The 805-nt window shown below is 70.8% G+C and carries 1 protein-coding gene; it reads left to right on the top strand.

All coding sequences use genetic code 11. From position 1 onward, the window contains the following. Nucleotides 1-805, top strand: an 805-nt coding sequence (locus AWQ68_RS00145; protein WP_157544720.1) for an HAD-IC family P-type ATPase, incomplete at both ends; no start/stop codon positions are given.

Raw genomic sequence — 805 nt, 5'->3', positions numbered from 1 at the left:
TGGGGCGGAGGTGTGGATCCCGAGTGATCAGCTCGCGGTGGGGGACCGGTTCGTGGTCCGTCCCGGCGAGAAGATCGCCACCGACGGGGTGATCGAGGAGGGCGCCTCCGCGGTCGACGCCTCGATGCTGACGGGTGAGTCGGTGCCGGTGGAGGTGCGGCCGGGGGATGCGGTGACCGGCGCGACGGTCAACGCCGGCGGCCGCTTGGTCGTCCGGGCGACCCGGGTCGGCTCCGATACCCAGCTCGCCCAGATGGCCAGGCTGGTGGAGGAGGCGCAGACCGGTAAGGCGCAGGTCCAGCGGTTGGCCGACCGGATCTCCGGCGTCTTCGTCCCGGTCGTGATCGCGCTCGCTCTGGGCACGCTGGGTTTCTGGCTGGGTACCGGGGACGGTGTGGGGGCGGCGTTCACCGCCGCGGTGGCGGTGTTGATTATCGCCTGCCCGTGTGCGCTTGGTCTGGCGACCCCGACCGCGTTGCTGGTCGGCACCGGTAGGGGGGCCCAGCTCGGCATCCTGATCAAGGGTCCGGAGGTGCTGGAGTCGACCCGGAAGATCGACACGGTCGTTTTGGACAAGACCGGCACGGTCACCGAGGGCAAGATGACCCTGATCGAGGTGCACACCGCCGACGGGCAGGAGCAGGGTGAGGTGCTGCGTCTGGCGGGAGCGTTGGAGCACGCCTCCGAGCACCCGATCGCCCAGGCCGTCGCGCGTGGCGCGGCCGAGCGGGTCGGCACGCTGCCCGCGATCGAGGACTTCGCGAACGTCGAGGGGCTCGGTGTTCAGGGGATCGTGGATGGGCAT

It is taken from the genome of Microtetraspora fusca (assembly GCF_001570365.1).
GTDB classification, from domain to species: Bacteria; Actinomycetota; Actinomycetes; order Streptosporangiales; family Streptosporangiaceae; genus Microtetraspora; species Microtetraspora fusca.
The sequence above is the reverse complement of the archived record's forward strand: the minus strand, read 5'-3'. Positions and strand labels throughout refer to the sequence as shown.